Source organism: Deinococcus arboris, assembly GCF_009755355.1.
GTDB lineage: Bacteria > Deinococcota > Deinococci > Deinococcales > Deinococcaceae > Deinococcus > Deinococcus betulae.
This window is the reverse complement of sequence record NZ_WQLB01000001.1, coordinates 21,274-47,197: the sequence shown is the minus strand read 5'-3', so window position 1 is coordinate 47,197 and position 25,924 is coordinate 21,274. Positions and strand designations below refer to the sequence as shown.

Here is a 25,924-nt window from a genome sequence, read left to right as displayed (position 1 = left end):
AGTCCACTGTGCCTCCTCTTCTCCGGGCAGATGCGGGCTGTGGATTGTCCCTCTGCCGCTTGCCTGCGCGACATGCCTGCCCGTCAGGCTCTGTGGAGTCTCCTTTGAGTGCTTTCCTGACCACGGCGCTGACCTTCCCGACAGTGCTGTGGAGCGCCGCGCTGGTTGCCTGCCTACTGACCTGGGGTCTGGTGGCGCTGGGGACACTGGATGAAGGCAGCCTGGGGGGCGGAGAGGCTGGCGCAGGGCTTCTGGCCCGGCTGGGTCTGGGCGGTGTGCCGGGCCTGCTGGTGTTCACCGTGTTGGCGGTGACCGGCTGGTTGGGCACCTACCTCGCGCACCTGCTGGTGCTGTCCGAATTGCCCGCTGCCTGGCGTTACGGCGCGGGCGTTTTCATGCTGGCGGCGTCGCTGGTGCTGGCCACTGGGCTGACCTCCGTGCTGCTGCGGCCCCTGCGCCGTCTGGCCGCGCAGGCCGCGCCTCTGGCCTCAGCCGACTTTGTGGGCCGGGTGGGCACGGTGGCCTCGGCGGTGGTGGACGCGGTGTCGGGCCGGGTGCAGGTCGAGGACGGCGGCGCGGGCCTGATTCTGGAAGCCCGCGCCCTGCCTCCAGATCAGCCGCTGCGGGGTCAGCGCGTCGTGCTGCTGGCCTACGACCCGGCCGCTCATACCTATCAAGTCGCCCTGTCCCCTCACTCTCAAGGAGTCTGACCATGCCTGACCTGTCCCTCATCCTTCCTTTCCTCATCGGCCTCGGGGTCTTCTTTGTCGTCCTGCTGGTGCTGGTGGGGATGGTGCGCGCTTTTTACGTCAAGGTAGAGCAGGGCACGGCCCTGATTGTCAACGACCTCTCGGCGCGGCCCAAGGTGCGCTTTACCGGCGCGCTGGTCGTGCCCGTGCTGTACAAAGCCGAAAGCATGCGCATCAGCCTGATTACCCTGCAGGTGGACCGCCGGGGTAAAGAGGGCCTGATCTGCAAAGACAACATTCGCGCCGACATCACGGTGGCCTACTACCTGCGGGTTAACGAAACCCCCGAAGACGTGCTGAAGGTGGCCAAGGCGATTGGCGCGGGCCGGGCCAGCGACCACAAGGCCGTGGACGAGCTGTTTAACGCCAAATTTAGTGAAGCGCTGAAAACGGTGGGCAAGAAGTTTGACTTTATCGAGCTGTTCGAAAAGCGCGAGGAATTCCGCGACGCCGTGGTCAACGTGATTGGCCGTGACCTCAACGGCTACGTGCTGGAAGACGTGGCGATTGACTACCTGGAGCAGACGCCCAAAGCCATGCTGGACCAGAACAACATCATGGACGCCGAGGGCATTCGCAAGATCACCCAGCTGACGGCCGCGCAAAATGTCGTGACCAACGAGCTGGAACAGAACGAGCGGCTGGCCGTCACCAAGAAAAATGTGGAAACCCGCGAAGCCACCCTGGCCCTGGAACGTCAGCAGGCCGAGGCGGTGGCCCGTCAGCAGCGCGAAATCGAGACCATTCAGGCCCGCGAGCGCGCCGAGACCGAAAAGGTGAAAGAGGAGCAGCGCCTCATCGCCGAGCAGGCCCGGATTCAGACCACCGAGCAGGTGGAAATCCGCGAGCAGGAACGCCAGCGGCAGGTGGAAGTCGCCGAGCAAAACCGCCGGCGCGCCGTCTCGATTGAAGCCGAGCGCGTGGCCCGCGCCGCCAAGATGGAAGCCGTCACCACCGACCGCGAGGTCAAGCTGCAGGAAGTCGAGCGCGACAAGGCTGTGGAACAGGGCGTCATGGACGTGGCCAACATCACCCGCGAGCGCATCGCCATTGACAAGACGGTGGCCCAGGAAGAGGAGCGGATCAACGAGGTGCGCGAGGTGAGCGCCGCTGACCGCGCCAAGCAGGTGCGCGTGCTGGCGGCCGAGGCCAGTGCCCAGGAAATGCTGGTCAAGGAAATCAAGGCCGCTGAGGCCGCCGAAACTGCGGCCCGGTCCCGCGCGGCGGAACTGACTACGCGGGCCCAGGCTGAATTTGACGCTGCCAGTCGCCAGGCCGATGCCAAGAAACTGCTGGCCGAGGCCGCTCAGGCCGAGCAGGCCGCGCCGGGGCTGGCCCAGGCCCGCGTGCAGGAAGCCAGCGCCGCCGCCATTGAGAAGGTGGGCGCCGCCGAAGCCCGCGTCATGGAGGCCAAGGCCGAAGCCCAGTACAAGCAGGGCAGCGCCGACGCCCGCGTGCTCTCCGAGCGCCTGAGCGCCCAGGCCGAGGGCGAGACCCGGATGGGTCAGGCGCGGGCCAGCGCCACTGAAGCCCTGGGCCTGGCCGAAGCCGCCGCCACCCTGAAAAAGATGACCGCCGAGGCTGAGGGCCTGACCGGCAAGTTTGGCGCCATGGGTCAGATGAGCCCCGAGGCCCGCAGCCACGAGGAATACCGTATGGCCCTGGATACCAGCCTGCAGCAGGCCCTGGCGTCCATTGAAGCCGGCAAGGCCATCAGCAAGGAAAATGCCGAAGTGATCGCCAGCGCCCTGCGCGGCGCCAAGATTGACCTGGTGGGCGGCGAGGGCGGCATGTTTGAGGCGCTGAGTAAGGCCCTGTCGCTGGGCAAGGCCGTGGAAGGCTTTACCCAGAAAAGCCCGCTGGTCCAGAGTGTCCTGAACCGCTTCGGGGTGAACGTGCCAGCCGCCAGCAGCGGCGCGAACGGACCATCACGCCCCAGCAGCCAGGCGTAAGCCTTTACCGTCCAGGGCCAGGCAGCCGCCCAGCGGTCTGGCCCCTTGACGGACTGTTCCCCGCCCTGCCTTTTGAGGTTCTTGCCATGACCGATGCCAGCGCCCCTGTGCCCACTGTTCCCACCGACCTGGCCCCCTCGGCTCAGCCCACCATTGACCAGGCCGTTGCCGAGGGCGGCGCCTACGAGGTGCTGCGCCGGCGCCTTCAGACCCAGAGCGGTGGGCTGCGCGCCCTGACAGACACCCTCAATGCCAGTCGCTTGGCGGAATTTGGCGACAGTCGCCTGGCCCTGCTGGGGCGCGTGCGGGTGCAGACCGAACACAATAGTGTGGGGCGGGATATTGTGCAGGTGGGGGAGTGGCTGCTGTTCGGCTTCAACGTCTTCCTAGGCCTCAAAGCCCAGACGCGCGTGGCTGACGTGTTTGGCCTCTACCGCCTGGTTGAGGTGGGCGGCGGGTACGACGTGGAGCCGGTGGCCCTGGCTGGGACCTTTTTAGACGACCCGGCCTTCGTGCGTGATTTCGAGGAACTGTACGCCTACTACAAGAACGCGCGCCTGCTGGACCTGGCCGTGCAGGACGACAAGCTGCTGGCGGCCTTTCAGATGGGGGAGCGCGCGACCGACCGCCGGGTCTTTCGCTGGGCGCTGGCACAGGGCGGCGGGGCCACCTACCTGGACGCGCGCGGCGAGCGCGACCTGACGCTGCCCGCTCCCTTCGACTTTGCCTGGACCCGCGCCGGGCGTGACCTGGAGGTCAGTGGGCGCCACCCGCACCTGAACATTCTGGACACGCTGTTCGTGGAAACCAGTGGCGGCGACCTGACGGTCAAGGTGGAAAACAACACCGAAACCGGCCAGGGCATCTACAGCGAACCCGTCGAGGACGCCACCCAGTCCCTGGACGACGCGACCTTCGAGTTTGCGCAGGTGGGGTCCCTCATTCTGCTGCGGGTGCTGCCCTACCGCGAACAGGTCTGGCGCGGCCTGATCTACAACCCCCTGACCCGCCAGGTCACGCGCCGCGACGCGGTGGCCCAGGCCTGCGTCAGTTTGCCCGAAGATCACGGCCTGATCTTTCCCGGTGGGTATTTCCTGCAGGGGGGCGACCACCGCGCCTTTGACGCGGGCATGGCCGGCATGAGCCTGAGCCGCGTGGTCCGTTCGCCCAACGGCGAGGACGTGCTGTATGTCTTTACCGAGCAGGACAGTGGCCTCTCCGCGCTGCTGGTGTACAACCTGATTCGCCGGGAGGTGCAGCCGCCCATCTTCGCGCACGGCTGGGCGCAGTTGCCCGACGGGCGCATGGTGCTGTTTCACGCCGAAACGAACGAGGCGACGCGCATTCACCCCATGCAGGTGTGGCAGACCCCCTTTGTCAGTGACGTGTTCGCGGCCAGCCGCCCACCCGGCACCAGCTTTCTGGGCCGGCTGGGCAACGCCGAACTGGTCCGGGCCATCTCGGATCTGTACGAACTGGTCAAGGAACTGGACTATCCCGAAGTCAGCGCCGCGCGCTACGAGCGCCTGACCCAGGACACCCGGCGCCTCTTTGACGGGCATCACTGGATTGACGACGCCCAGACAGGCGGCCTGCACACGCTGCTGCACAAGATCGTGGGCACGGCCGAGGCGGTGCTGGACGAGTTTGAGAAGGTGCAGAGTCTGCGCGCCGCCACCGAAGCGGCATTGGCCGAGGTGCAGGCCGAGCACCGCGCCCTGCTGGGCCGCCTGGACCCCAGCGCCTGGACCCAGATTGCCGAGTACGTGGACGCCCTGAACGCCCTGACGGCCCTGCGCGGGCGCCTGCTGACTGTGCGCGAACGCCGCTACGCCGATCCGGCGGCCCTGGACAGGATGGTTGCCGAGGTGCAGGAGGCCCACGCCCGCACCGGACAGGCGACGGGTACATTCCTGGCTGGCGAGACAGCGCTGGTGCCGCTCGGCGCCGCACTAGACACGCTGGCGGCCCAGGCGGACGCAGCCGAGACCACCAGTGCGCTGAGGGGTGCGCTGACGGGTCTGGGCACCCTCGCGGCCGACCTGGACCTGCTCTCCGAGCTGTTGACGACCCTGAGGGTCGAAGACGCCGCCGAGCGCACGCGGGTGGTGGAGGCGATATCTGGCCTGTACGCCCGCGTCAACCAGACCCGCGTGCGGGCCGAGCACAAGCGCCGGGCCCTGGGTGCTGGCGAGCGGACCGCGCAGTTTGCCGCTCAGCTCAGCCTGTATGGGCAGGCGGTCGCCAGCGCTCTGAGCCTGGCCACCACGCCCGAAAAGGCCGAAGAAGGGCTGGCCCGCCTGCTTGTCAGCCTGGAAGAATTGGAAGGCCAGTTTGGCGAGTTCGAGGACTTCCTGCCCGACATTCTGAGTAAGCGAGAGGACACGCAGTCGGCCTTTGACACCCACCGTCAGGCCCTGCTGGACGAGCGCCAGCGCCGCGCCCAGAGTGTGCATGACGCTGCCAGCCGCATTCTGGCGGGCCTGGAAGGGCGCACCGCCCGCCTGGGCACCCCCGAAGACCTGAACGCCTTTTTTGCGGGCGACCCCCTGATTCTGAAGGTGCGTGACCTGGCCGGCCGCCTGCGCGACCTGAAAGACACCGTCAAGGCCGACGATCTGGACGCCCGCCTGAAAGCGGCCCGTGACCAAGCGGTGCGGGCCCTGCGCGACCGAACCGAGCTGTTCGAGGCGGGTGGGAGCGTCGTTCGCCTGGGCCGCCACCGCTTTAGCGTGAACACCCAGCCCCTGGACCTGACCCTGCTGCCGCGGGGGGACGGCCTGGCGGTTCACCTGACGGGCACCGACTACCTGCAGCCGCTGCGCAGTGCGGCGCTGGACGAACTCCGCGCGTTCTGGCCGGTCACGCTGGCCTCGGAATCGCCCGCCTTCAGCCGGGCCGAGTATCTGGCGGGCGAGGTGCTGCTGGCCGCGCAGACAGGCCAGGAAGGGCTGAGTCTGGAGCAGGTGCGCGCCCAGAGCCCCGGGGACCGGGCGCGCACGGTGGCTGCCTTTGCGGCGCCGCGCTACCGCGAAGGCTACGAAAAGGGCATTCACGACCACGACGCGGCCCGGATTCTGGGGGCACTGTTGCCGCTGCTGGCGGCGGCCGGCCCGCTGATTCACCCGCCCCACGCCCGCGCCCTGGCGGCGGCCTACTGGGCAGCAGTCCCGGAGCGCCACGCCGACTGGCAGGCCCGTTTTGCCAACGCCCATGCGCTGCACCGCTTGCTGGCCAGCCGCATGGCCCTGGACGACGCGGCCCTCACACTGGGCGCCGAGATAGAGGCCTATCTGACTGGGGCCGGTCTGCCTCACACCCCGGCGCAGGTGGCCCAGGCGGCGGACTACCTCCGCGATGAACTGGCACAGCCTGAGCCGGCCCTGGGCTTTTCCCGCGCCGCCGCCGACCTGAACGCTGCCCTCGACGACCGCCTGCGCGCAGCTGACTTGGACGGCACCTTTCAGGCCTCGCTGGACCGACTGGCGGCTGACCTGGCCGGCCGCTGGGCGCTGGTCAATCACTGGCTGGGCGCCCTGACCGCTGCGCCTGGGTGGACAAGCCACGCCCGCACTGTTCCCGAAGCGGCGGCGCTGCGCCTGGTTGGCGAGGCGCTGCACGCTGTGGTGCGCGACGTGGCTCTGACCGCCGAGGTCAAGGGTCTCCTGAGCGAGCACCCCCGCATCAAGGCCGGCACCCTGACCCTGGCGGCAGACGACTTTCTGGCGCGGCTGCACGCCCACCGTCACGAATTTGTTCCGGGGTTCCAGCGGTATCGGGCGGTGCGGCAGGAGGTCGCCGCCCAGGAACGGGCGCGCCTGCGCCTCAGCGAATTTCAGGCCCGGCCTCTGACCTCGTTCGTGCGCAACCGCCTGATTCAGGAGGTCTATCTGCCCCTGATCGGCGACAACCTCGCCAAGCAGATGGGCACGGCGGGCGAGGGCAAACGCAGCGATCTGATGGGCCTGCTGATGCTGATTTCGCCGCCTGGCTACGGAAAAACCACCCTGATGGAATACGTGGCCCACCGCCTGGGGCTGGTGTTCGTGCGGGTCAATGGCCCCAGCCTGGGCCATGAAGTGCGTTCATTGGACCCGGCCCAGGCGCCCGACGCAGGCAGCCGGCAGGAACTGGAACGGCTGAATCTGGCGCTGGAAATGGGCAGCAACGTCATGCTGTACGTGGACGACATTCAGCACACCCACCCTGAATTTCTGCAAAAGTTCATCTCGCTGACCGACGGCACCCGCCGCATAGAAGGCGTGTGGCAGGGCGAGACGAAAACGTATGACCTGCGTGGCCGCAAGTTTGCCGTGGTGATGGCCGGTAATCCTTATACCGAATTCGGTGAGGTCTTCAAGATCCCTGACATGCTGGCCAACCGCGCCGACATCTACAACCTGGGTGACGTGCTGGGCGGCATGGAGGACGCTTTTGCCCTGTCATACCTGGAAAACAGCCTGACCAGCAACCCGGTGCTGGCGCCCCTCGCCACCCGCGACCTGGCCGACCTGTACCTGCTGGCAGACCGCGCGCAGGGCAAGGAGGTCAGCACCAACAACCTTTCGCACGCCTACAGCGCTGCCGAAGTGCAGGAGCTGGTAGGGACGCTGCGCCACCTCATCACGGTGCGGGACGTGCTGGCGCGGGTGAATGCCGCCTACATCGCCAGCGCCGCGCAGGATGACCGTTACCGCACCGAGCCACCCTTTAAGCTGCAGGGCAGTTACCGCAACATGAACAAGCTGGCCGAAAAGGTGCGCGCCGTGATGACGGACGTCGAGGTGGCCCAGACGGTCAGTGACCACTACCAGGGCGAAGCACAGCTGCTGACCACTGGCGCTGAAGAAAATCTGCTGAAGCTGGCCGAGCTGCGCGGTACCCTCACCCCCGAACAGGCCGCGCGCTGGGCCCAGATCAAGGCTGACTTTCTGCGGAATAAGGCGATGGGCGGCGAGGACGCCGACACCGGAGCCCGCCTGGTGGCGCAATTGGCCGATATTGCCCAGGGGGTGCAGGGGCTGGGGACACTGCAGGCGCCCGCCGTCTCACTCTCTGACGGGGTGTCTGCTGCCCTGCGTGACGGCCTGGCCCCATTGTTAGAGGAGTTGTTGCGGAGGCTTCGGGCCCGGCCAGAGAGCATGCCGCCTGCTCTGGCGCCCTCTGAAGAAGCGCCTTTGCGGGCGGCCATTGCCCCCTTGCTGTCCAGCCTGGCCGCCACCACCCAGCAGCAGGATCAGACCAACGCCGCGATTTACGAACTGGTGGATGTGATTCGCAAGCGGCAAAACGTGGTGCGGGGGGTGCCGGGCGTGCTGCCCCAGGCCGGCCGTCACGACTCAAGTGAATAGTGGGCGTCAGCCCTGTGGTTAGTGCACCCGCACGCCTCGGCTGAGCGGCTGCTTCTGCACCCATTTCACAAACTTCTGCACTTCTTCGCGCGCCAGGATAGCCTCAACGGTATTCAGTTCGTTCGCCAGCTCCGCATTGCTGAAAGTCTTGCTCAGAAAGCCCTGGCAGGCTGCACACATCTTGACTGTGGGAATTTCACCCAGTCTTACACCTTGCCGCCGACCCTGGGATTTGGGAATCAGGTGGTGGTCGGTCATCTCGCCTTCACGTCCACACAGCACGCAGGTGTCCTGCGGCTCTGTCTGCTCGTCCTCAACCCAGCTTGCCTGCGCCCGTTCTTTCCGACCCATCTCGGTACCATAGCGCGGGCGGCCCTGGGTACACTGGGCCTGTGACGGATTCGCCCCTGAAAAAAATCAGCGAGGCTGAGTATCTGCGAACGGAGGAGGCCAGTCCGTTCAAGCGGGAGTATGTGGATGGATTCGTCTATGCCCTGCACAGCCAGGACGGGCTGACGGCGCAGGCAGGAGCCACCAGCAACCACGGCTTGATTTGCACCAACCTCATTGCGGCGCTCCACCGTCCGGCCCGCCAGCGAGGCTGTCAGGTGTATGCCAGCGATATGCGGGTGCGGGGCGACCTGTCAGGGACGCGATATTATTACCCCGATATCGTTCTGACCTGTGAAGACCTGCCAGGCGACGCCCGGTACGCCCAGGCCCCCTGCCTGATTGCGGAAGTGCTCAGCCGAAGCACGCAGGACACAGACCGGCGGGAAAAGGTGTGGGCGTACCAAAGTCTGTCCAGCTTGCAGGGCTACCTGCTGGTGGACACCGCCGCCCGCGCCGCTCGTCTGTACCGGCGAGAGGCTGAGGGCTGGCGCGAGGAATATGCCGAAGGAGGAGGCCAAGTCACGCTCCCTTGCGTGGACCTGCCCCTCTCACTGGACGAGATTTATGACGGCGTCAGACTCTGAAGGTTCGGCTCGAAGTCCACGCCTACCTGTTCAGAATCGGCCCAAGGAATGAGTTGGGTTTCCGGAACAGCACCAAATGCCGAATAGAAAACCCCCTCCTAAGCAGGAAGGGGCCTTTGACTTGTTTGTTTACGCCTGAACTTCGTTCTTGCTGCGTTCCAGGATGCTGCGCAGCACCGTTTGCAGGATGCCGCCGTTCTTGTAATAGTCAATCTCGACCGGGGTATCAATTCGGCACTGCACAGTGACGATGCGGCTCTGGCCGTCCTTGGTAATGCGCAGGCTTACGTCCTGACGGGGCTTCAGATCGCCGGGCAGCAGCACGTCGAAGGTTTCGTCGCCCACGATGCCCAGGGACTCGGCACTCTCGCCGTTTTTGTACTGCAGCGGTAGCACACCCATGCCCACCAGGTTGGAGCGGTGAATACGCTCAAAGCTCTCGGCGATGACGGCCTTGACGCCTAGCAGGAAGGTGCCTTTAGCGGCCCAGTCGCGGCTGGAGCCCATGCCGTAGTCTTTGCCCGCGAAGATCACCAGCGGAATGTTGCTCGCTTTGTAGTTGACACTGGCGTCATAGATGCTGCTGACGGTGTCGGTGGTGTAGTCGGTGGTAAAGCCACCTTCGGTGCCGGGGGCCAGCTGGTTCTTCAGGCGAATGTTGGCAAAGGTGCCGCGCGTCATGATGCGGTCGTTGCCGCGCCGGCTGCCATATGAGTTGAAATCCTTGGGCGCAATGCCGCGCTCGGTCAGGAAGCGGCCAGCGGGGGTGTCAGCCTTAAAAGACCCGGCGGGGCTGATGTGGTCGGTGGTGACGCTGTCGCCGACCTTCACCAGCGCGCGGGCGCCTTCAATACTCACGATGTCGCTGGGGCCGCCCGCCAGGTTGTCGAAGAAGGGCGGGTTCTGGATGTACGTGCTGTCGGCGTTCCAGTTGTACAGCGCGCCTTCCGACACGGGAATGGCGTTCCAGTCCTGGTTGCTCTTCTCAATGCCGTCGTAAACCTTCTTAAACATCTCGGCGTTGATGGCGCTGTCCATGACCGTCTGAATCTCGGCGGCGGTGGGCCAGATGTCTTTCAGGTAGACGGCCTGGCCACTCTGATCCGTGCCAATCTGGTCATTCACGATGTCGTTCACGACCGTGCCGGCCAGCGCGTAGGCCACGACCAGGGGAGGGCTGGCGAGGTAGTTGGCCTTGATGTGCGGGTTGACGCGACCTTCAAAGTTGCGGTTGCCCGACAGCACGCTGGCGACCACCAGATCGCCCTCGGTGATGGCCTCCACGACAGGCTCGGGCAGGGGCCCCGAGTTGCCGATGCAGGTCATGCAGCCGTAGCCCACGGTGTTAAAGCCGATCTGATCCAGGTAGCTTTGCAGCCCGGCCGCTTCCAGATATTCCGTCACCACGCGGCTGCCGGGCGCCAGGCTGGTCTTGACCCAGGGCTTGCTCTTCAGGCCCAGTTCGACGGCCTTCTTGGCGACTAGACCAGCGGCGATCAGCACGCTGGGGTTGCTGGTGTTGGTGCAGGAGGTGATAGAGGCCAGCGTGACCGCGCCGTGCCCAATCTGGATGTCGGTGCCGCCAATCGTGCCCTGGGCCGCCAGTTTGCTGTCGCCCAGTTCAAAGCCGCGCGCCTTGACGGGGGCGGTCAGCGCCTCGGCAAAGACGGTGTGCATGTCGGACAAGTTGACGCGGTCCTGGGGGCGCTTGGGGCCGGCCAGGCTGGGCACGATGGTGCTCAGGTCCAGCTCGATGTTGTCGGTGAAGACGGGGTCAGGCGTCTCGTCGGTGCGGTACATGCCCTGGGCCTTGTAGTACTGCTCGACCAATTCGACTTCCGTTTCCAGGCGGCCGGTGCGGCGCAGGTAGCGCAGCGCCTCGTCGTCCACCGGAAAAAAGCCCATGGTGGCGCCGTATTCGGGAGCCATGTTGGCAATGGTCGCGCGGTCGGGCAGGGTCATGTTGCTCAGGCCGGCGCCGTAGAATTCCACGAACTTGCCCACCACGCCCTTGGCGCGCAGCATTTCGGTCACGCGCAGCGCCAGGTCGGTGGCGGTGGCGCCTTCGGGCATGGCGCCCGTGATCTTAAAGCCGATAACTTCGGGCATCAGCATGTAGATCGGCTGGCCCAGCATGACGGCTTCGGCTTCAATGCCGCCGACGCCCCAGCCCACGATGCCGAGGCCGTTGATCATGGTGGTGTGGCTATCCGTGCCCACCAGGCTGTCGGGGTAGACGACCACGCCGTCGTCGCCGTCGACCGATTCGGGGCGGCTCTGCACGCCCTTGGCCAGGTACTCCAGGTTGACCTGGTGAACGATGCCGCTGGCGGGCGGCACCACGCCAAAGTTGTCAAAGGCCTGCTGGCCCCAGCGGAGGAACTCGTAGCGCTCGCGGTTGCGCTCGAATTCCAGGGCCATGTTGTTGGCCAGCGCAAAGTCCGTGCCGAACTCGTCCACCTGCACCGAGTGGTCAATCACGAGGTCTACGGGAATCAGAGGGTTAATTTTCTTGGGGTCGCCGCCCAGCTTGACCATGGCGCTGCGCATGGCGGCCAGGTCCACCACGGCGGGCACGCCGGTAAAGTCCTGCAGGATGACGCGGGCCGGCTTAAAGGGAATCTCGACCTCCTCGTTCACGGGCTTCCAGCCGGCCACCGTCGCCACGTCCTCGCGGCGCACGTCGTAGTCGTTGGCTTCGCGCAGCACGCTTTCGAGCAGCACCTTGATGGACACCGGCAGCTTGCTGATGTCGTGACCCTGCTCCTGAAGCTTGTTGAGGTTGTAAAAGTACAGCGTCCGGCCGCTTTGCGTGGTCAGAACGTCGCGCGTTCCAAAGAGATTCATCGCCATGAGTGTGTTTCCTCCTTGCCCACTGCGGGGCGGTGTCTCCATCATACGTCCCGCGCGTGTGGGCGGGCGTTACCCGGCCAGGCACGCTTGTCCGCCGAATGTAACCACTCTGGGGACAACAATATACCCCCGTGTCCTACCCTGAGAGGCCATGACGCTTTCCCTCGAACCCCACGAATCGGCCCGTCTGAAGGCCCTAGAACAGACGGTGCGGGACGGCCTGCGTGACTTTCAGCGCACGGGCCAGGCCCTTTCGGACATCCGCGACAACGCCTTTTACCGCGCCACGCACGATTCCTTTGAAACCTACTTGCAAGAGCGCTGGGGCTTCTCGCTGCCCCAGGCGGGCCGCCTGATCGAAGCGGCCGAAGTCGCCAACGTCTTAGCGCCCATTGGGGTGCAGCCTCAAACCGAGCGGCAGGCGCGCGCCATGAAGGCCGCCGCGCGGGTCATCACTGAACTGGAGCCCGAGCAGCAGCGCGTGGTGGCCCGGTTGGTGGAGGACGCCGCCGAAACGGCTCCCTGGGAGGACGCCCCGCCGGCTGCCGAACTGCGCATCATGGCAGGCGTGGTCAAAAAGCTGGCGCCGGACACCACCGTCCATCACCCCGACAGCGGCGACGAGGTGCCGTTTGATTCGCTCAGTGTGCCGCAGCGCTTTGAAGTCGCCCGTACCCACGCCGAACAAAAGACCCAGGCTTACCGCGAGAAGCAGGAGGCCAAAGCCAGCGCGCCCAAGCCAGAAGCCGTCAACTGGGCTGAGTGGTGCCTGACCTACGCCGCGCAGGCGCTGGGGCCAGGGCAGCGGCTGGAACTGGTCCTGGAGCCGGGCGGTGAGAAGGCCAGGGTGCAGGCCCGCGTGATGGACGGCGCAACCGGCGAGGTCCTGGCCGAGGGGCAAAGTGCCGCCACTCTGAAAAAAGCGGTGCTGTCGCTGGTGCAGGAAATCGCAGGCTAGAGACGCAGCGCCAGCAAACGCCAACCCTGCATGAAGCTGACCCAGGCCAGCGGTTCATGGACCCGTCTTAGGCTGGGGCTCCAGCGACATCCAACCCTTTCACCGGAGGTGTGTATGACCCAGCACGATGATAAGGCTCACCCCAGCCACCCCGAGGGCGGCAGTAAAGACACCAATGATCTGAGCGACATCAAGGGCATTCAGGACCAGGGCATGAAAGACCACGCCCAGCAGGTTGACCAGACGCCCAAGGAAGTCACGGGCGAGATGGACGGCGCGCAGCCTCAGACCATTAGGCGATAAGGGAGGCGTGGACATGGGCGAAGGCAGACCAGGCAGCAGCACAGACCCGAATGCCGGCGTGTCGCAGGGCGAGCAGCTGAGCAACACCACCGACCCACGGCCGGAAGCCCAGGGCGGCACCGATGTCACCCCGGAGGCGTTTGACGACGCCACAGCGGGCCTCAACTCAGACGGCACCACGCCGGACAAGGCTAGGCCAGACGACCAGATGTAAGACGGGACAGCAGGAGGGCCGCTGGTATGACGCCAGCGGCCTTTTTTTGTCTGATGGAGTGGAATCATGGGTCGCTTCAAGCGCTTCCAAATTGAGCTGCCACTCCTGAGAAAGAAAGTAGAGTTAGAGGCCGACCTCTTTCTACTCAGAGCAAGCCCCAAGAATGGGAGAGAGGTGTGCCAGTCAGATAGCTTGCCCCGCCTGAACGGCGTCGTCCCCCTTTCACGTCTCTGAAAAGCGCAGCAGCACATGCTCGGCGCTGAAACCTGGCCCCATTGCGGTCAAGAGAGCTAGGCCAGACGGGCGCCGCTTGAGCGTTTCAGCCAGTACGAACAGCACAGTGGCGCCGCTCATATTGCCGTGGTCGCGCAGGACGGTACGGCTGTCGTCCAGAGTGCCAGGGGGCAGGTCTAAAGCCTCCTCAAAGGCCGTCAAGACCTTGACGCCGCCAGGGTGAACCACAAAGGTATCGACCTCATCCCGTGTCCAGCCGTGGGCCGCAAGCGCCTCCTGAACATTGTCCCGCATCATGCCGCGCACCAGCGTAGGAATATCGCGGCTGAAACGCACTTTCAGTCCCTCGTCCACCACATCCCAGCCCATGATGTCTTCGCTGTCTTCAATCAGGCTGGAATAGGCGCCGCATATCTCGGCCAGGGGGGCAGGACCAGGCACGTCGGCCGCTGTCAACACGGCGGCGGCAGCGCCATCCGAAAAGAGTGCCGTGCCTACGAAGTTGCTCTTGGATTCATCGCCGTGAAGCAGGGTCAGGCTGCACAGCTCGGCCGCGACCAGCAGGACGCGGCGGTGGCCGGCTCTGACGAGATCGGCCGCCCGCGCCAGTCCCGCCGCGCCGCCCGCGCACCCCAGGCCCCAGACCGGCAGCCGAACGGTGTGCCGGCTCAGGCCCAGCGCTTCTACCAGGTGGGCGTCCAAGCTGGGCGCACTGATCCCGCTGGTGTTGACAAACACCACGGCGTCTATGTCGGTTGGGGCCAGCCCGGCTTCTGTGAGCGCCTGCCCGGCCAGCCGCACGCTCAGGACGCGGGCTTCCTGCACAAACGCGGCGTTGCGCTCCTGAAAACTGCGGGGCTGCAGATACCAGTCCAGGGGCTGGGCCAGGCTGCGGGTCTGGATCTGGGCGTTGGTGAATATGTCCAGCAGACCAGGGCGCGCCGCCATGCGGGGAAAGAGGCTGCGGGCCGCTGCCTGTACCTGGGTCTGGGGCACCTGATGCGGAGGCGTGCCTGTGACCAGGGCGCGCAGAAAAACAGGAGCCGTCATGCCGGGCATTCTGGCGCCTCTGGGCTATGGCCGATGGTGCAGCAAGTCCCTACTAGCCTTCAGCAAACCCTGGGAGTCCAGGCGAGAGGACAGAAGAATCGGCCAAGAAGGGGCAGACCGCTCTGTTCTGACTCCTTCCGACAGTCAAGTGGGGCGGCAGACGTAAAAAAAGGCCATGCCTGACAGGGTTGCTGGTGGTGTCGTCCTGCCCTGGCCTGAATTTGTCGTCCTGGTGCGGGTCATCCACTTGGCCTCAGCTGTCCTGAACAAGCGATCTGCTGCCACAGAGGAGCCAGGAGGCAGATGAACTTGGAGAATGGTGCCCTAACGGGGGCCAGAAACCCTGCTGGCTGAGGCTCCGGGGTCTCGCGTCTCGCCTCCTGCCCCTGATTACGTTTACTGCATCGCTCACCAGAAAAAAGGCCGCACCTCTATGTGCGGCCCTTTCAGTGATTGCTAGTTTACGCTTCTTTCGCCCACTCCTGGCGGCCCACCTCGTCCAGCGCCTGAAAATCCTCATCCGAGAGCGTTAGTTCGGCGGCAGCCACGTTCTCGCGCAGGTGTTTGGCCTTGCCGGTTCCGGGGATGGGCAGCATCACGGGACTGCGGCGCAGTACCCAGGCCAGCGCCACCTGCGAGGGGGAGGCGCTGAGGCGCGTCGCTACCTCGGCCAGCACACTGCCGGGCCGCGCCAGGCCGCCGGCTGCCAGCGGATACCAGGGAATAAAGCCGATGCCTTCTGCGGCGCAGTAGGTCACCACGGCCTCGCTCTTGCGGTTGACGAGGTTGTAGAGGTTCTGGACGGTGGCCACCGGAAAGACCTGCTGCGCCGCCTGAATCTCTTCCACGCTCACCTCGGACAGGCCTGCGTGCCGAATGACGCCCTCGTCGATCAGTTCCCGAATGGCGCCAAACTGCTCATCGCGCGGCACTTTCGGATCTATGCGGTGCAGTTGCCACAGGTCAATGCGCTCCACGCCCAGGCGGCGGCGGCTCAGGTGCGCCTGCTGCTTGAGGTACTCGGGGCGCCCCACCGCGTGCCAGGCGTTGGGTCCAGTGCGGGTCAGGCCCCCCTTGGTGGCAATGACCACCTCGTCGTAGGGGTGCAGGGCTTGGCGCAGCAGTTCCTCGCTGACCGCCGGGCCGTAGCTGTCGGCCGTGTCAATAAAGTTCACGCCCAGTTCGGGTAATAGGCGCAGGGTTTCCAGCGCGCCCTGCAGGTCGCTGGGGTCGCCCCAGATGCCCTCGCCCGTGACGCGCATCGCCCCAAAGCCCAGTCGGTTGACGCTCAGGTCGCCGCCAATCTTGAAAGTGCCGCTGTGAGCGGCGGTCAGATTCTTGGTCATGATGTCTTGCCTCCAGCGGGTATTGTGCGCCTGCGCCCGCAAGGCTGGCCCTGAACCTCTCTTTAATCCAGGCGTGGAGGAAAGACAGGAGGGCATGAAAGCCCTTGTGGCTGGCAGTCATGACTGTCAACGCCACGACCCGTGCTCCAGGCCGCCTTGGCGTTCAAGGCAAGTTGGAGAGGCGCCGCCAGAGCTTTTTCTTGCATAAGTTGAAGACCAGTAAGGAACAGAGTGGGTCATCGCTGCGCCAGGCTGACGGCCCTGAAGTTTTGAGTCGGCACTCTGGTAGAGACTGCCGGGCAGCCCCGCTGGCCCCTACAATCGCCCCTATGGCGGTTTCGGTGCAGGGACAGAACGTGACGTTTACGCCCCCAGCAGGTGCGGTGGGTTTGATTGGTGACATGACTGACTGGCGCAAGCGCGACCCACTGCCCGTGGTGGGCGGGCAGCCTCTGACGCTGCGGCTCCCGCGCGGCGCCTGGGTGGAATATGCCTGGGTCAATGCGGCGGGCGAGGCTTTTGCTGACCCCGACAATCCTCAAAAATCCCTGAATCCCTGGTGGCCCTACCCACGCGCGGCGGTGGTGGGCGCCTACGCGCGGCATCCGCTGTGGCTGGCCCCCGAAGCGCGCCTGAAGGGCACCGGGCACCGCCTGACCTGGGAAGGTGAGGTGTTTCCCGGCACCCGCCGGGCCATCGTGTACACCCCGCATGGGCACCAGCCGGGCACCGCGCTGCCGGTGTACTACGTGCAGGACGGGGTGGCGTTTTACCGCACTGGCAAGCTGGGCGACGTGGCCGACCGCGCCCTGGAAGCAGGGCTGACCGCGCCGGCCGCCTTCGTGTTCGTGGAACCGGGCGACCGCAACGAGGAGTATTACGTCAACGCCCGCTATCTGGATTTCCTGACACAAGAGGTCATGCCGCGCGTGGAGGGAAAGCTGCTGACCCCCTCGGTGCGCGGGCTGTGGGGCGCCAGCCTGGGCGGGCTGACGAGCCTGTTTCTGGGCGCGCAGCACCCGGATCTGTTTTCGCGGGTGGCCAGTCACAGCGGGGCGTTCATCGCCCGGCCAGGGGCCACGCGGGAGGGCGTGATTGACACGGTGGGCGCGGGCGAGTGGCTGCTGGACACCCTGCGGGGGGCGCCGCCCACCCACCTCAGCGTCAGCCTGGATACCGGGGTGCTGGAGTGGCTGACTGGGCCCAACCGCCGCATGGCCGCCCTGCTGGCCGAGGCCGGGGTGGCCCAACAGTACCGCGAGTACCCCAGCGGTCACAACTGGGTGACCTGGCGCGAGGCGCTGCCCGAGGCGCTGCTGTTTCTCCAGGGCAGCGGGTAAGGAGGGATAAGTTCACCCTCTTCTCGGGCGCTTGCTTATATAACCATATAGTTATATAATGAGCCATGCCCCGAGCCACTGCCGACAGCGATGTGTTCAGTGCCGTGGCCGAACCCCGGCGGCGGCAGCTGCTGGACCTGCTGGCCGGCGGCGAGCGCTCTGTGGGTGAGCTGGCGCAGGCGCTGGGGCTGTCGCAACCGCTGGTCTCCAAGCACCTGAAGGTGCTGCGGGACGTGGACGCCGTTCGCGTCCGGGACGACGGCGTGCGGCGGCTGTACCGCGTGCATGGCCCAGCGCTGCGCCCCCTGCACGACTGGGTGCAGGCTTACGCCGCGCTGTGGTCTGGGCGCCTGGACCGCCTGGACGCCGTTCTTGCCACTCTGACGGAGGAAGAAGACCATGACGACCCTGCCTGAACGCCGCGCCCCCGAGACCCGTGCCGAAGTCACCCTGCCTTCAACCACTGACATTCTCATCACCCGCGACTTCGCGGCCCCGCTGGCTCTGGTCTACCGCGCCTGGACGACGCCAGACCTGGTGCGCCGCTGGTGGAGTGCCGACATGGGCCAGACCACCCACGCCGAGATTGACCTGCAGGTGGGTGGCCGCTGGCGCTACGTGATGGTGACAGCGGGCGGCCAGGAGGTCGGCTTTCATGGCGTGTACCGCGAAATTGTGCCGGAAACCCGGTTGGTGGCCACCGAGATCTACGAGGGGATGCCGGACAGTGAAGGGGCGCTGAACACCGTGACCTTTGCGCCGCATGGCAACGGCACCCGCCTGACCATCCTCGTGCAGCACGCGGCGCAAGCGGACCGTGACGCCCACCTGCATTCTGGGATGGAAACGGGCATGCAAAAGACCCTGGCCTGGCTGGACGACGTGGCGCTGTCTCTGGCGTGACTGGGGCTGGCTGCTCCCCTGAGGGGCGTTCGCGCCAGAGCGGTTGAGGTTTCTCCCCTCAACCGCTCTGGGTTCTGCGGTAAGGGCGTTGGGAAGAGCTGAAGGTGCCTTCCACATCAGCTTCACGGCGCTCTGGACACCACGACCTGTTTCACCCAGTTCAGAGTCACGCTGGGCCATCACCGCAGGTGCCTCTGGAGTCTGGGCTGAGCGTCGTCGGCCAGACGCTGTGGCCGGGCTGTCCGCCCTCATCCTCCCGCCCCACCCGGCGCGGCATCATGCGCGCAGCACCATGCGACCATTTCTAACCCTGTTTCTGGCAGTGCCTCTGCTGTGCCTGGGCAGCGCGGAGGCCCTGACCATGACCTATCCTGCGTCCACCACCCTGATTCACGAACGCCCCGCCGACTGGGCCGCCGGTGAGGCGCGCGGGGTCACGCTCAGTCCGGGCGGCCTTCAGGTCAGCACTGGGGCCACCAGTGGCACGTATACGTCGGCGCCGCTGATGGCCCCTGCCTTTGACGAACTCGTGCCTTCATGGAATGCCGTAACCCCTGGGCGCGGCAGCGTCAGCCTGGAGGTGCGGGCGCGGATGGGGAACACCTGGACGCGCTACTTCAGCTTTGGCACCTGGAGCAGCGCGGGCGACCGCAGTAGCCTAGGCGGCCAGCAGGACGCCGCTGGCCAGATGCTGACCGATACCCTGCGGCTCAGGGGTAAGGCGGCCACTTTTCAGTACCGGGTGACCCTGCGGGGTGCGGGCACTGGGGTCAGCCTCCTGGCCTTCAACACCTCAGACCGGGCGCGGCGGGCCTCGGGGCTGGGGACGCCCGGCGACCGCGCCCTCTGGGGCAAGGTGCTGAACGTGCCGGCGCGCTCGCAGATGCTGTACCCAAACGGCGGCGAGGTCTGGTGCAGCCCCACCAGCGTCAGCATGCTTCTGGCGCACCAGGGCATTCAGGTCACGGTCCCCCAGGCGGCGGCGGCCACCTTTGACCGCGCCTACGACGGCACCGGCAACTGGCCCTTTAACACCGCCTACGCTGGCAGCTTTGGCCTGCGCGCGTTCGTCACGCGCCTGCCTAACCTGGCCCAGGCCGAGCGCTTCGTGGCGGTGGGGGTGCCGCTGGCCGTCAGCCTGGGCTGGGGTGCCGGCGAGTTGCCCGGCGCCGCCCTGCCCACCAGCAGCGGGCACCTGATGGTGCTCGTGGGGTTTGACGCCCAGGGCAACCCGGTGCTGAATGACCCCGCCGCCCCCACCGATGCGGGCGTGCGCCGCACCTACCCCCGCGCCGCCTTTGAAAAACTGTGGCTGACCCACAGTGGCGGCCTGGCGTATGTGATTGCGTCTAAGAGTGTGGCGTTGCCGTAGGGATGGGCAACGTAGCCCCACAACTGAAGAAAGGGTTCTTCCTATGCAAGAACCCAAACTCTAGGGTTGCAGAGACATGCCCCCCCTCACTGCTCAACTCCCTCATCAGCAGCCACGGGTTGTGGGCGGCTTCACGCCAGGCACTGATTTGCTGCTGCCGATGTCGGGGCAGGGCCGGGGAGTGCTGAATTGCCAAACACACATAGAAAACGTGTGGGCCAAGGGTCCGTCAGACTGCGTTCTATGACAGATGAAGAGCTGACCGCCATTGCGGACCGTATACATCGCACCACTCCTGGTCCCTGGTTTCCAGTGGTGACGGACGATCAGCTTTACCAGGGAGCTGTTTACGTTGGGCTTCAGGCGCGGGGCAAGCTCAGTGACGTCGGGCTTTACCTTGATGATGGGCGAGGTCGCAGACTCTTAGTAGAGGGGGATATTGACGACGAGTCTGTGGTTGCTATTACCTGTCTTCAATACCCGCGCCTGGCATACCAGGACGCTTGTGACGACAATGCGATTTTCATCGCTCATGCGCGAGAAGATGTGCCTGCATTGTTGGCAGAGGTGCATCGACTCCGCGCCCTCCTCTCCAGTGAGTCGTGAATAGGCTCCTGCTTGGCCTACAGCCCTTAATGGGGGCAACGAGCAGTGATGTGACCATCTACACCCGCACCTGACGTCACTGCCCTTCTCTCGCCTTAAACTCCCCCGCATGGACTTTCCCACCCCCTGCCCGGCCTGCGGACACGCCAACCGCGTGGCCTTTACGGAAAGCGGCGTCCATGACGTGACCTGCGTGCAGTGCGGGGCGCGGTCCTATGTGTTTCTGCGCAAGCAGCGCTTTGAGGTGCTGTTTGATCTGGGCACCCGTGCCCTGATGGACGGGTACGCCCGCGAGGCCGTGGCCAGTTTTGCAGCGGCGCTGGAACGATTTTTCGAGTTTTATGTCCGGGCTTTCACGCTGGAACAGGCGGCGAACACCGACCGCGATTTCAGCCTCGCTCAGGGGGCGCTGGACGGCACCTGGCGGCATGTGGCCAGCCAGTCCGAGCGGCAACTGGGCATGTTCGCCCTGGCCTACCTGCTGCGTCAGGGCCGCGAGCCGGATTTCCTGACGCCGGCTGGGCTGGGCACCGACTTTCGCAACCGCGTGATTCACCGGGGCGCCCTGCCCACCCGCGCCGAGGTCGATGCCTACGCCGCGGCTGTGTTTGCCCTGATGGACCGGCTGCTGAGTGAACTGGGCCCAGCCGCCGCCCACGTCGAACTTGCCCAGGAGCAGGTGTTTGCCGCCCACCTGGCCCGGCTTCCGGCGAACGTAACCGCCGTGTTCGAGGAACATCCCGGCATGTTCCGAGCACGGCGGTTTGGAGGTCTGGCGCCGGCCGTCAAACCGGCCCGCCCCGAGGTCGCTGGAGGACGCAGTGTGAACGACGCCAAAGCCTTTCAGCAGGCCCTGTTTCAGCAGGCGCTGGCTGAACGAGGTGCGTTGCTGCGGGCGTTCAAGGGCTCAGGGGGGTAAGGCCGTCCAGCCACCAGCGCAGGAAGTCCGGCAGGCGGGTGCGCCACGCCGCTTCGTCGTGCCAGTGGCCTCCGCCCACCACAAACTGAACCTCCTGCACTTGGGGCCGTAGGGTCTCGGCCAGCGTCTGGGCTAGGGCAACGGTCTCGGCGGCGCTGGCCAGACTGCTGCCCTCATGGTCGCCCATGTCCAGCCACACGCGGGCCTGGGGATCTCGGCGGCCCTGCCACCAGCGCAAGAATTCAAAGTCGGCGGGCCAGACCGCCGGGCTCAGGACCCCCAGCGTCCCGTAGGTGCCGGGGTCGCGCAGCCCGCAGTAGGCGGTGATGAGTCCACCAAATGAGGACCCCGCCAGCGCCGTGTGCTGGGCAGAGACTGGGCCAAAGCGCGCGTGTAGGGCTGGCAACAATGTCCCTTTGACCCAATCCGCGTAGTCGTCCGCCCCCGACACGAAACCGTTCAGTTCAAAAGGAAAAGGCACATAGAGGCGGCTGCGGTCGTCCCCCACCGGCAGGGCGGCGATGCGGCAGGGGAGACCTGCCTCAGCCAGCGCCTGCGCCGCGCCCGCCGCGTCCCAGCTTTCGCCCGCAAAAGTTGGTTCCTCGTCAAAGACGTTCTGACCGTCATGCAGAATCAGCAGGGGCAAGGGGCCAGTGTCATGCCCGGCTGGCCACCACAGCTGCACGGCCTGGTCGCCCCAGGGGGCCGCCAGCATGATGGCCTCGCGTGGTGGGGCGCTGCGGGAGGGGCGGCCTTGACCAGCGCGCGTATCCTGCCAGCCCGCAACCGCCAGCTGGATCACGGTCTCGCTATTCACCACGATCTTGTGCGCCGGGGCTCGGCCTCCCCAGGCGTCTCCCTCTTCTGTCACTGTTCCGTCAGAGTGCTGGGCGCGCACCTTTACGCCGGTCAGCGCCCCCATAGGCAGGTCGGCGGTAAGCTCGCCCGCCGCAGTAAACGTCCAGCCTTCGGGGTCACTGCTCCAGCCCCGGTGGTCACCAGTCAGAAACAGTGTCTGGGCCGGTGGCGAGCCAGGGGGAAGAATGAGACGAAACACCACGCGGGGCATGGGGCCAGTCTGGCAGGTCTGCCCGGCAATTGTTCAAGGCTGCGTCAGCTTCGCGTGAGGGTTGTGTCAGGTGCTGAGCGCTAGGCTTTTGTCGTGGAGAACGAGTTTTGTTAGGTCCGCGCCCAGGCGCCGCCGCACTTGTCCCCACCCGTTAAACTTGATATACTTGCACTCAAGTTTCCTGGTTTTGCATTTTCAGGAACCCGCTCTCGTCACGACCCACCCGGGCCAAAGGAGTTCCGACCATGCCCACCCCCCTTCCCCAGAATGTCCCCGTCTGCCCGGTTCGTGGCAGCGTGATTTACCCGACCATGGTGCAGCACATTGACGCCAGCCGCTCGCTGTCTATTGGTGCCATTGAAGCCGCCATGGCCGGCGAAAAGGTGATCCTGATCGTGTCCCAGAAGGACAAGGATGTGGATGACCCCAAGGGCGCCGACCTGTATGACGTGGGCACGGCCTGCAACGTGCTGCGCGTGCGCAAGAACCCCGATGGCACCGTGCAGATGCTGGTGTCGGCAGTGGCCCGCGTGCAGGCCACCAACTACCGGCGCGGCGATTACCTGACGGCTGACATCACCCCCCTGACTGCCGAAACCGACAACCCCGTCGAGTTGCAAGCCCTGAGCCGCGAACTGCGCGAGCGCTTTGACACCATTGCCCAGAACGGCAAGATCAGCGCCGAGAACGTCCAGACCATCCAGGCCAAGGACGACATCGGTGAGATGGCCGATCACATCGCTTTCAACCTCGACTTTAAGCTGGAAGACAAGCAGGCGCTGCTGGAACAGGCGGGCCTGACGGGCCGCGTGCGCAAGCTGCTGACGCTGCTGGACACCGAGCAGGAAGTGCAGGCGGTGCAGGCGAAGATTCGCGCGCAGGTCAAAGAAGAGATCGACAAGAACCAGCGCGAATACTACCTGCGCGAGCAGATGAAGGTTATTCAGAAAGAACTGCAGGGCGGTGAGGACGGCGACGAAGGTGACGAAGCCGAGGCCTTCCGCGCCAAGCTGGACGCCCTAGAGCTGAAGCCCGAGGTGCGCAAGGATCTGGACCGCGAGGTCAATCGCCTGGCACGCATGCACCCCGACGCGGCCGAAGCCAGCGTTATCCGCACCTACCTGACCTGGGTCACCGAGCTGCCCTGGAACACCCGCAGCGATGACCAGTTGGATGTGGGCCAGGCCTCACAGATTCTGGATGACGACCACTACGGCCTGGAAAAGGTCAAGGACCGCGTGCTGGAGTTCCTGGCCGTGCGCCGCCTGCGCAAGGAACGCGCTGAGCGCGGTGAACTGAGCGCCGAAGACGTCAACAAGGGACCCATTCTGGTCTTCACGGGCCCTCCCGGCGTGGGTAAGACCAGCATCGCGCAGAGCATCGCCAAGGCGCTGGGCCGCAAGTACGTGCGCATCGCCCTGGGCGGCGCGCGTGACGAGTCGGACATTCGCGGTCACCGCCGCACCTATATCGGCGCCATGCCCGGCCGCCTGATTCAGGGCATCCGCAGCGCGGGCACCAAGAACCCCGTCATTTTGCTGGACGAGGTAGACAAGCTGGGCAGCAGCTACCAGGGCGACCCCTCAGCGGCGCTGCTGGAAGTGCTGGACCCCGCGCAGAACCAGCACTTTACTGATCACTACCTGGGGGTGCCGTTTGATCTGAGCGAGGCCATGTTCATCGCCACGGCCAACTACCCCGAGCAGATTCCTCCGGCTCTGATGGACCGCATGGAAGTCATCGACTTCTCCAGCTACATCGAGCAGGAAAAGCTGGAAATCGCCAAGCGCTACCTGCTGCCGCGTCAGCTCATCGCCAACGGCCTGAAGGCCAACCAGATTGCCTTTACCGACAGCGCCCTGGAAAAGCTGATCTCGCACTACACCCGCGAGGCCGGCGTGCGCAACCTGGAACGCGAGATTGGCACGGTGGCCCGCAAGGTCGCCCGCCGCATCGCCACCGGGGAAGTCAAGCGCGTCAAAGTGACCGACAAGGAACTGGACCGTTACCTGGGTCAGGCCCGGCACATCCCCGAAACTGAAGGCAAGGAAGACATGGTCGGCGTGAGCACCGGCATGTTCTACACCCCGGTGGGCGGCGACATCTTGTTCGTGGAAACCAGCACCAGCCCCGGCAAAGGCCTAGTGCTAACCGGCCAACTGGGCGACGTGATGAAGGAAAGCGCCCGCGCAGCCCTGACCTACATCAAGGCGAACGCCGAACGCTTCCACATTGACAAGGCGCGCATTGATGACAGCGAAATCCACGTGCACGTTCCGGCCGGTGCCATTCCCAAGGAAGGCCCCAGTGCAGGCGGCGCGATGGCCGTCAGCCTGATCAGCGCCATTACTGGTATTCCCGCCCGCCACGATGTGGCCATGACCGGCGAGATGACCCTGACCGGCCGTTACCTGCCCATCGGCGGCTTGAAGGAGAAGGTGCTGGGTGCCCGCCGCGCTGGCATCAAGCACATCATCCTGCCCAAGGCGAACGAAGGCGACCTGCGCGACATCCCGCTGCACCTGCGCAGTTCGATGAGCTTCCACCCCTGCGACACGGTGGACCAGGTGCTGGACGTGGCCCTGGTGGGCGGTCTGAAGGCCCTGGAGACCCCGCGTGATGGCCAGGCGGCCCTGCCGGTGCCCGACGCGGCCCCCAAGCGCAAGAGCCGCCGCACCGAAGCCCGCGCCTAAACACAATGAAGTTCTGACCCCCGCCCGTGGTGGCGGGGGTTTTTCGTGGCGTGCAGGAGAGTGAATCTCTATGCTGTGGCCGTGATGAGACGCGCTTTATTCGTGGGTATCCTGTGCCTGCTGCCTTCCGCTCAGGCGGCCTACTGCTTTGAAACTCCTGAAGCGGAAGGCAGCCTGTTCCCGGTGTTTCAGGGCCAGCCGAAGAAGGTGGTCGAAGTCAGCACCTTCTTTCCCGACGTTGGCCCTCAACGTGACGCGACCCGCACGTTTCTGCTGGACCGGGGCCAGATAACTCAAGTGCTTTGGAACACTAATCGGGGAACGACCCAGGCCGCCGCGTCGTTTCAGAGTCGAACTGGCTCTGCCTGGCAGGGAAGCTTTCAGCGGGAATCCGACAGCATCATGGCCGCCTTCTCAGGCCAGAGCTCGGTGACACTGACCAGCGTCCTGGCCTCGCCCAAAACGCCGCTCACACTGACCTTTGACGGCCGCAACCGGCTGAGCAGCTATACCGGCGTCGAGCTGGATGACCTGATTGACGAGAATCTTCCGCCCGTCAAGATTCAGGTGAGCTGCACCTACTCCCTGCAAAAGCGCGAAGTCTACGAGCGAACCACTCTGGCCGGCGCTATCGCCATTGCACGAACGGCCCGTTTCGACGAGCTTAACCGGCTCATGGCAGTTGAAATATCACAGAAGCTCAAGGGGTCTGCAGTCCCAGCGACAGTGTTGAAGACCACATATGCTTATGGACCAGACGGGCACCTCAATCAGAGTGAGCAGAAGCGCGGTGAGACCGTAGTGTTGACATCCACCTTCGCCACCGACTCCGGCGGCCGTGTCCTCCGGTTCGGCATACGAACCACCGATGGCTACGAAATGCTCTGGACTTCCATGTATGACACGCAGGGGAATTTGACCAGCCAGCGGGAAACCATGAATGGTCGCCTGACCAGAACAGTCATCCGAACCATCACCTACTGACCTCCCCGTAAGCCCTTTCCCTGTTCCCGCTGGCGGCGCGCCTTATCCTGT

Annotated in this window: 20 protein-coding genes; 15 read left to right on the top strand and 5 right to left on the bottom strand. The window is 65.3% G+C overall.

Translation table 11 applies throughout. The features are described from left to right. The first annotated feature begins 104 nt into the window (after positions 1–104). The 3 genes from GO986_RS00260 (at position 105) to GO986_RS00250 (ending at position 8,052) form a co-directional block, all read left to right on the top strand. Positions 105–710, top strand: a complete 606-nt coding sequence (locus tag GO986_RS00260; protein ID WP_157457232.1) for a hypothetical protein — start codon at positions 105–107, stop codon at positions 708–710. Positions 711–712: 2 nt separating this feature from the next. Further along, complete coding sequence (locus tag GO986_RS00255; protein ID WP_157457231.1) at positions 713–2,701, top strand: flotillin family protein; 1,989 nt, start codon at positions 713–715, stop codon at positions 2,699–2,701. An 86-nt stretch (positions 2,702–2,787) separates the two neighbouring features. Further along, positions 2,788–8,052, top strand: coding sequence for a DNA repair ATPase (locus GO986_RS00250; protein ID WP_157457230.1), 5,265 nt, complete (start codon positions 2,788–2,790; stop codon positions 8,050–8,052). A gap of 18 nt (positions 8,053–8,070) precedes the next feature. Here the strand turns inward: GO986_RS00250 and GO986_RS00245 are convergent, their stop codons facing one another. Then, positions 8,071–8,403: an HNH endonuclease gene (locus GO986_RS00245; RefSeq protein ID WP_157457229.1), complete on the bottom strand. Its 333-nt coding sequence runs from the start codon at positions 8,401–8,403 to the stop codon at positions 8,071–8,073. Between the two features lie 41 nt (positions 8,404–8,444). Here GO986_RS00245 and GO986_RS00240 point away from each other — a divergent pair, with 41 nt between their 5' ends. Beyond that, entirely contained in the window at positions 8,445–9,029 is a 585-nt protein-coding gene (locus GO986_RS00240; protein ID WP_198170331.1) for a Uma2 family endonuclease, read from the top strand. A 129-nt stretch (positions 9,030–9,158) separates the two neighbouring features. Here GO986_RS00240 and acnA read toward each other — a convergent pair whose 3' ends face one another. Continuing rightward, positions 9,159–11,882, bottom strand: a complete 2,724-nt coding sequence (gene acnA, locus GO986_RS00235; RefSeq protein WP_157457227.1) for an aconitate hydratase AcnA — start codon at positions 11,880–11,882, stop codon at positions 9,159–9,161. Between the two features lie 151 nt (positions 11,883–12,033). Between acnA and GO986_RS00230 the strand changes: the two genes are divergently transcribed. The 3 genes from GO986_RS00230 to GO986_RS00220 all read left to right on the top strand — a co-directional run bounded on the left by GO986_RS00230 (position 12,034) and on the right by GO986_RS00220 (position 13,357). Continuing rightward, positions 12,034–12,840: a hypothetical protein gene (locus GO986_RS00230; protein ID WP_157457226.1), complete on the top strand. Its 807-nt coding sequence runs from the start codon at positions 12,034–12,036 to the stop codon at positions 12,838–12,840. A gap of 114 nt (positions 12,841–12,954) precedes the next feature. After that, the gene (locus GO986_RS00225; RefSeq protein ID WP_157457225.1) at positions 12,955–13,143 is read left to right on the top strand and encodes a hypothetical protein; all 189 of its coding nucleotides are present in this window, start codon (positions 12,955–12,957) and stop codon (positions 13,141–13,143) included. 13 nt (positions 13,144–13,156) lie between these two features. Next, complete coding sequence (locus tag GO986_RS00220) at positions 13,157–13,357, top strand: hypothetical protein (RefSeq protein WP_157457224.1); 201 nt, start codon at positions 13,157–13,159, stop codon at positions 13,355–13,357. Between the two features lie 222 nt (positions 13,358–13,579). Here GO986_RS00220 and GO986_RS00215 read toward each other — a convergent pair whose 3' ends face one another. Beyond that, positions 13,580–14,650 (bottom strand): type III polyketide synthase, encoded by a 1,071-nt coding sequence (locus tag GO986_RS00215; protein ID WP_157457223.1) that lies wholly within the window; start codon positions 14,648–14,650, stop codon positions 13,580–13,582. A 452-nt stretch (positions 14,651–15,102) separates the two neighbouring features. Continuing rightward, on the bottom strand, positions 15,103–15,987 hold the full coding sequence (locus GO986_RS00210) for an aldo/keto reductase (RefSeq protein ID WP_157457222.1): 885 nt from the start codon (positions 15,985–15,987) through the stop codon (positions 15,103–15,105). 329 nt (positions 15,988–16,316) lie between these two features. Between GO986_RS00210 and GO986_RS00205 the strand changes: the two genes are divergently transcribed. The 6 genes from GO986_RS00205 (at position 16,317) to GO986_RS00180 (ending at position 21,127) form a co-directional block, all read left to right on the top strand. Beyond that, positions 16,317–17,327, top strand: a complete 1,011-nt coding sequence (locus tag GO986_RS00205) for an alpha/beta hydrolase (RefSeq protein WP_157457221.1) — start codon at positions 16,317–16,319, stop codon at positions 17,325–17,327. A 65-nt stretch (positions 17,328–17,392) separates the two neighbouring features. Next, the gene (locus GO986_RS00200) at positions 17,393–17,743 is read left to right on the top strand and encodes an ArsR/SmtB family transcription factor (protein ID WP_157457220.1); all 351 of its coding nucleotides are present in this window, start codon (positions 17,393–17,395) and stop codon (positions 17,741–17,743) included. Beyond that, positions 17,727–18,230, top strand: a complete 504-nt coding sequence (locus GO986_RS00195) for an SRPBCC family protein (RefSeq protein WP_157457219.1) — start codon at positions 17,727–17,729, stop codon at positions 18,228–18,230. Before GO986_RS00200 ends, GO986_RS00195 begins: the two co-directional genes overlap by 17 nt. A gap of 292 nt (positions 18,231–18,522) precedes the next feature. Further along, positions 18,523–19,602 carry a C39 family peptidase gene (locus GO986_RS00190; RefSeq protein WP_157457218.1) on the top strand — a complete coding sequence of 360 codons (1,080 nt, stop codon included), beginning with the start codon at positions 18,523–18,525 and terminating at the stop codon, positions 19,600–19,602. Positions 19,603–19,845: 243 nt separating this feature from the next. Continuing rightward, positions 19,846–20,208 (top strand): hypothetical protein, encoded by a 363-nt coding sequence (locus GO986_RS00185; protein WP_157457217.1) that lies wholly within the window; start codon positions 19,846–19,848, stop codon positions 20,206–20,208. Between the two features lie 109 nt (positions 20,209–20,317). Then, positions 20,318–21,127 carry a hypothetical protein gene (locus GO986_RS00180; RefSeq protein WP_157457216.1) on the top strand — a complete coding sequence of 270 codons (810 nt, stop codon included), beginning with the start codon at positions 20,318–20,320 and terminating at the stop codon, positions 21,125–21,127. On the opposite strand, the gene GO986_RS00175 is transcribed toward GO986_RS00180, so the two are convergent. Next, positions 21,108–22,196: an alpha/beta hydrolase gene (locus GO986_RS00175; protein WP_157457215.1), complete on the bottom strand. Its 1,089-nt coding sequence runs from the start codon at positions 22,194–22,196 to the stop codon at positions 21,108–21,110. The genes GO986_RS00180 and GO986_RS00175 overlap by 20 nt on opposite strands. Positions 22,197–22,441: 245 nt before the next feature. Here GO986_RS00175 and lon point away from each other — a divergent pair, with 245 nt between their 5' ends. Next, positions 22,442–24,889 carry an endopeptidase La gene (gene lon / locus GO986_RS00170; protein WP_157457214.1) on the top strand — a complete coding sequence of 816 codons (2,448 nt, stop codon included), beginning with the start codon at positions 22,442–22,444 and terminating at the stop codon, positions 24,887–24,889. A gap of 81 nt (positions 24,890–24,970) precedes the next feature. Beyond that, complete coding sequence (locus GO986_RS00165) at positions 24,971–25,873, top strand: hypothetical protein (RefSeq protein WP_157457213.1); 903 nt, start codon at positions 24,971–24,973, stop codon at positions 25,871–25,873. Positions 25,874–25,924 lie beyond the last annotated feature (51 nt).

Coding starts and splice junctions, on each gene's coding strand:
- GO986_RS00255 (WP_157457231.1), top strand. CDS start 713: ATGCCTGACCTGTCCCTCATCCTTCCTTTCCTCATCGGCCTCGGGGTC.
- GO986_RS00250 (WP_157457230.1), top strand. CDS start 2,788: ATGACCGATGCCAGCGCCCCTGTGCCCACTGTTCCCACCGACCTGGCC.
- GO986_RS00245 (WP_157457229.1), bottom strand. CDS start 8,403: ATGGGTCGGAAAGAACGGGCGCAGGCAAGCTGGGTTGAGGACGAGCAG.
- acnA (WP_157457227.1), bottom strand. CDS start 11,882: ATGGCGATGAATCTCTTTGGAACGCGCGACGTTCTGACCACGCAAAGC.
- GO986_RS00230 (WP_157457226.1), top strand. CDS start 12,034: ATGACGCTTTCCCTCGAACCCCACGAATCGGCCCGTCTGAAGGCCCTA.
- GO986_RS00225 (WP_157457225.1), top strand. CDS start 12,955: ATGACCCAGCACGATGATAAGGCTCACCCCAGCCACCCCGAGGGCGGC.
- GO986_RS00220 (WP_157457224.1), top strand. CDS start 13,157: ATGGGCGAAGGCAGACCAGGCAGCAGCACAGACCCGAATGCCGGCGTG.
- GO986_RS00215 (WP_157457223.1), bottom strand. CDS start 14,650: ATGCCCGGCATGACGGCTCCTGTTTTTCTGCGCGCCCTGGTCACAGGC.
- GO986_RS00210 (WP_157457222.1), bottom strand. CDS start 15,987: ATGACCAAGAATCTGACCGCCGCTCACAGCGGCACTTTCAAGATTGGC.
- GO986_RS00205 (WP_157457221.1), top strand. CDS start 16,317: ATGGCGGTTTCGGTGCAGGGACAGAACGTGACGTTTACGCCCCCAGCA.
- GO986_RS00200 (WP_157457220.1), top strand. CDS start 17,393: ATGCCCCGAGCCACTGCCGACAGCGATGTGTTCAGTGCCGTGGCCGAA.
- GO986_RS00195 (WP_157457219.1), top strand. CDS start 17,727: ATGACGACCCTGCCTGAACGCCGCGCCCCCGAGACCCGTGCCGAAGTC.
- GO986_RS00190 (WP_157457218.1), top strand. CDS start 18,523: ATGCGACCATTTCTAACCCTGTTTCTGGCAGTGCCTCTGCTGTGCCTG.
- GO986_RS00185 (WP_157457217.1), top strand. CDS start 19,846: ATGACAGATGAAGAGCTGACCGCCATTGCGGACCGTATACATCGCACC.
- GO986_RS00180 (WP_157457216.1), top strand. CDS start 20,318: ATGGACTTTCCCACCCCCTGCCCGGCCTGCGGACACGCCAACCGCGTG.
- GO986_RS00175 (WP_157457215.1), bottom strand. CDS start 22,196: ATGCCCCGCGTGGTGTTTCGTCTCATTCTTCCCCCTGGCTCGCCACCG.
- lon (WP_157457214.1), top strand. CDS start 22,442: ATGCCCACCCCCCTTCCCCAGAATGTCCCCGTCTGCCCGGTTCGTGGC.